This window comes from Limnofasciculus baicalensis BBK-W-15 (assembly GCF_024178385.1).
In the GTDB taxonomy this organism is placed as follows: domain Bacteria; phylum Cyanobacteriota; class Cyanobacteriia; order Cyanobacteriales; family Coleofasciculaceae; genus Limnofasciculus; species Limnofasciculus baicalensis.
Window position 1 is genome coordinate 1 of the sequence record NZ_JAMZMM010000450.1, and the last position, 4216, is coordinate 4216.

The 4216-nt window shown below is 43.1% G+C and carries 4 protein-coding genes; 1 reads left to right on the forward strand and 3 read right to left on the reverse strand.

Translation table 11 applies throughout. The annotated features are described in order from the left end of the window. Positions 1-127: 127 nt before the first annotated feature. Complete coding sequence (locus NJ959_RS26350; protein ID WP_254014728.1) at positions 128-679, forward strand: hypothetical protein; 552 nt, start codon at positions 128-130, stop codon at positions 677-679. A gap of 136 nt (positions 680-815) precedes the next feature. Here the strand turns inward: NJ959_RS26350 and vapC are convergent, their stop codons facing one another. From vapC to NJ959_RS26365, 3 genes are all read right to left on the reverse strand, one after another. Continuing rightward, positions 816-1223 carry a type II toxin-antitoxin system tRNA(fMet)-specific endonuclease VapC gene (vapC, locus tag NJ959_RS26355; protein WP_254014729.1) on the reverse strand — a complete coding sequence of 136 codons (408 nt, stop codon included), beginning with the start codon at positions 1221-1223 and terminating at the stop codon, positions 816-818. Continuing rightward, complete coding sequence (locus NJ959_RS26360) at positions 1220-1591, reverse strand: type II toxin-antitoxin system ParD family antitoxin (protein WP_254014730.1); 372 nt, start codon at positions 1589-1591, stop codon at positions 1220-1222. The genes vapC and NJ959_RS26360 overlap by 4 nt, the downstream gene beginning before the upstream one ends. A gap of 235 nt (positions 1592-1826) precedes the next feature. After that, a complete protein-coding gene (locus tag NJ959_RS26365) occupies positions 1827-3890 on the reverse strand; it encodes an elongation factor G (protein WP_254014731.1) in 2064 nt (687 codons plus the stop codon). Positions 3891-4216 lie beyond the last annotated feature (326 nt).

Below are 4216 nucleotides of genomic sequence, written 5' to 3' on the forward strand. Positions count from 1 at the left end.
GGAATATTGGGCTGTAGAAAGTAGTAGTAGAAGGTATGGTTGGTATAGGGGGTGGCGCTAAAGGCTACCAAAGTCTTACAAACACACCTACGCCAACAAACCACATCGTTCAGGAGACCTCTCTATTATGCAGCTACCTAATTCTATTACCACTGAGTTTGTTCCACAAGGCGCGATCGCACCATTTGATCCTACTCCAGTCTTTTTAGTTGAACTTCTCCAAGCTACCCAAGCCAATAAAGGCGATTTGTATGGGGTGTATCCGCTGTTGGCAGAGAATCTCGATCTGCTAGAGGCTAACTTTATCTATGTCTTGCGCAATTGGGCAACGCTGACACTATCGATTGTGTCACTAGAGGAAGCAGCTCGGATTGCGGATGTGCTGGTGGATTTGGCGGGGATTATCTGGGGTTTGCCTGAAGGGGATGGGGATATTAATTTAGAAATTGCGATCGACTGTTGTGAAATCGCTTTACAAGTATACAACCGCGACGAGTACCCCAACCAATGGGCGACAGTACACCAGAATTTAGCACTAGCTTACAGCACTCGCAGCCACGCTAGTGGTGTGGAAAATACTCGCCGTGCTTATGCTCATTATTATCAAGCTCAACAAGTTTTTACTTGGCAAACTTTCCCTCAAGAATGGAGATTGATTCCTCATATTGCCTTTATTTAAACTGGAGCTATCGACTTCAAGGCAATCTTGATTATTTACTAAAAGCCAAAAACAATTTATTAGTTATCGCAGCCAAACAATCCGAGCGAGATCGCCTTCTTTTTTTATCTCTATTTCATGGATGCGTTTTTCTCACCTACTCTTCTATTTCCCAATCTTCAATTGCCAGTCCATTAACTCGACTAAATTCTGCGACATTATGAGTCACCAATATTAAGTTATTTGCTAGTGCTATCGAGGCAATTTGCAAGTCATAAGGACCAATAGGCGTACCTATTGCTGCTAATTCGGCACGAATTTGTCCGGCAATCCTGGCGGCTCGTTCGTCTAAAGGTAACATTGTAAACTGGCTAAAAAACCGCGACAACAAAGCTAAATTCTGTTGCGTTCGAGCGCTGCGATAAGCTCCATAAACCAGTTCTAACTGAGCTACAGTACAGAGATAAATATTCTCTGGTTGTTGTGCTACCAGTCGAGACGTGACTGCTGGCTTGGTATTATTTAACAGTTGAATACAAACATTAGTATCTAGTAGATAACTCAAAGCCAAACCTCTCGCCTCTCAAATTCTCCCTGTTCAGCTCTTTCTAAAGGTTCTCCTGCCCACCCCCCTATTACCTCTTCCAAAAAACCTGGAGACCAATCTTTTTTATAGGTAATTTCGGCTTCGATCGTATTTTGTAACTGTGCAAAAAAAACTTCGTAATTAATATTTTTTCTCCCTTCAGACGATTGCTGCTCTCTCTCAATTTCCCGTCTTAATACTTCCAACTGAACTTTATAACTTTGTTCCCATGCTCTTAACAATCTAATTCCCGCTGCCATTATTTCTTCTGCTGAAGCATACTTGCCGCTCTTCACTTGACTGGCAATAAAATCTTCTAATTCTGGAGTTAAGTGTACATTCATCATATTTTTATCTAAACAATCTATACTAGATCTCCACGGAGAAGCAACCATACTCCTCCGCCCCGCAAGGGGTAGGCGGTTAAAACCGCTGCCGCGTTTTCCTCTCTGGTCTATAGCTTGCTTCCCGCAGGGTAGACACAGAGTTTCCAACGACGGAGGTGTTTTTATGACTTACGCAGTTATGCTATCTGTAGGGTGCGTTATGTAACGCACCCTACGATAAGTTACACCTAGCTGGTTATCCTTTGCCATTACCATTGCTATTCCCAGCAGTGGTTAGGACTTTTTCTTTTAGCTTTTCGGGGACTTCTTGGAGATGATCGTATTGCCAATTAAAGAAGCCGATACCTAGAGTAAGGGAGCGCAATTCTACAATAAAGTCGTGCATTTCTGCTTGGGGTAAATAGGCGGAGACACAATCCCAACCTTGCCAATCAGAACGCCCTTCATAGCCGAGAATTTGTCCGCGACGACCTGTTAATAATTGGAGAATTTTTGAGGTAAACTCAATAGGACTAGACACCTGAACTGACATAATTGGTTCTAAAAGAACGGGTTCGCACTTGGGCATTCCTTCTGTCATTGCTAACCGGGCGGCTTGCTTGAATGCTTGTTCTGAACTATCAACAGAATGGTAAGAACCATTAGTTAATGTCACGGCTACATCAACTACTGGAAAACCTAATGGTCCGTGAGTTAAATATTCCCGGACTCCTATTTCTACGCCGGGTATATATTGGCGGGGAACAACACCGCCAACAATGGTTTCTGAGAAGTTAAATCCTTCACCACGGGAGACAGGTTTAATGTCGAGATAGACATCACCAAACTGTCCATGTCCGCCACTTTGGTGTTTGTATCGACCGTGGGATGTGGTAGGTTTGCGGATAGTTTCTTTATAAGGAACTTGGGGTAGGTGAGTCACCATTGGGAGGTTATATTTACGCCTCAGTCGTGCTAGGGCAACTTCTAAATGAATGTTCCCTTGTCCCCAAAGAATAATTTCATGGGTGTCGCCATGTTGTTCCCAGGCTAGAGATCGATCTTCTTCCATTAACTTGCCTAATGCACTAGAAAGTTTCACTTCATCTTTGCGATTTTCTGGTGCAATTGCTAAGGCATAAACTGGTACTGCTACTTCAGCTTTAGCTAATTTAATTGATGATTGTTCAATGGCGAGGGTATCTCCTGTTTGAATCCCTTCTAAGCGTCCGATGGCAACAATTTCACCCGCCATTGCTACAGATAAATTGTTTTGTTGTTGACCTAGTAAGCGATATAAACCACCTGCTCGTATACCATTAAGAACAATACCATCTGTTAGCTGACCTTGCCACACTCGCACTAGGGAAAGTTTACCACCTTGGGGGCTGTAATATGTTTTGAGAACTTGTGCTACAGGTTTATTTGTATTACCATCCAATCCTCGACGTTGGGCAGTAGTTTCTGGTGTTGGTGCTTCTCGTAATAGGGCATCAATTAGATGGCGAACTCCATAATCTTGTTCCGCTACACCGATAAATACTGGGACAATTAAATCTGCCCCTAATTCCATTCTTAAATCTTGGATAATTTCATCTTGGGGAGGTTCAATTTCTTCGAGTAATTCTTCCAGGAGGTGGTCATCAAAATTAGCTAATGCTTCCAGCATTTCTGCCCGTGCAGCATGTTCTTGTTCTCGTAAAGATTCCGGTAGTGGAACTGGATCTGCGGGGGCACCAGAATGATAATGATAGGCTTGTTCGCTGACTAAATCGATAAACCCGATTAGCTCTTCTCCTTGGCCAATCGGGTATTGATGGGGTATTAATGGGCGTGTGGAAACTGATTTGATGGCATCTAAGATTTCCCGGTAACGTTGCCCCCACGCCCCGTCGGTGCAAGTAAGACGATCGATTTTGTTGATGAAAATAAGGTGGGGAATTTCCCAATCATCCAGGAATTTTAATAGGGGTGCTAGAGTTAAGACGCGCTCGGTAATTGGTTCGCAAACGACGACAGCCGCATCAACTCCAATTAAGGCATTGTAGGTTTCTTGGCTAAACTCAATGGAACCGGGAGAGTCGATAAAGTTAAAGCGGATATCTTGATATTCAGTACTAGCTGCACCGACTTCTACTGTCATTTTGCGATCGCGAGCTTCTGCTACACTATCGCCCACAGTATTTCCGTCTTTTATGTTACCTTTGCGAGAAATTGCCCCGGTGACAAATAACAAACTTTCTAACAGTGTAGTTTTTCCACTTAAATAGGGACCAACTATTGCCACATTACGGGTGGCTGCCACTACTTTTTGGTTCACAATCGTTCCCCCAGATTAATAACTAGGATTTACGGATTCAGGTTAGTTCCGCAAGAAGATGAGGAGTTTTGAAGGTAATTGTCCGCTCGGCAAGAGTTACTAGCCTGAGTTGAACAAGTTCCCTCTCGGGTATGAGCCTTCTTGCGACATTAAGCTAAAATTAGCGCATTTTGGTATCAATGACACAAATCTCGCAATGTCTTGTAAGATAAAATGCCTTTAAAGTTAAGTAAGATGAATATAAGTGAATAACCCTTAAACTTATATAGCAAGGGACTAGGGGCTAGGGACTTTCTTGCTAGGGAAGAAAGCTGTAAAATCAAGGG

What these genes read in the sequence shown, in the direction of transcription:
- NJ959_RS26360 (WP_254014730.1), bottom strand. Translation starts at nt 1,591, where the DNA reads ATGATGAATGTACACTTAACTCCAGAATTAGAAGATTTTATTGCCAGT.
- NJ959_RS26350 (WP_254014728.1), top strand. Translation starts at nt 128, where the DNA reads ATGCAGCTACCTAATTCTATTACCACTGAGTTTGTTCCACAAGGCGCG.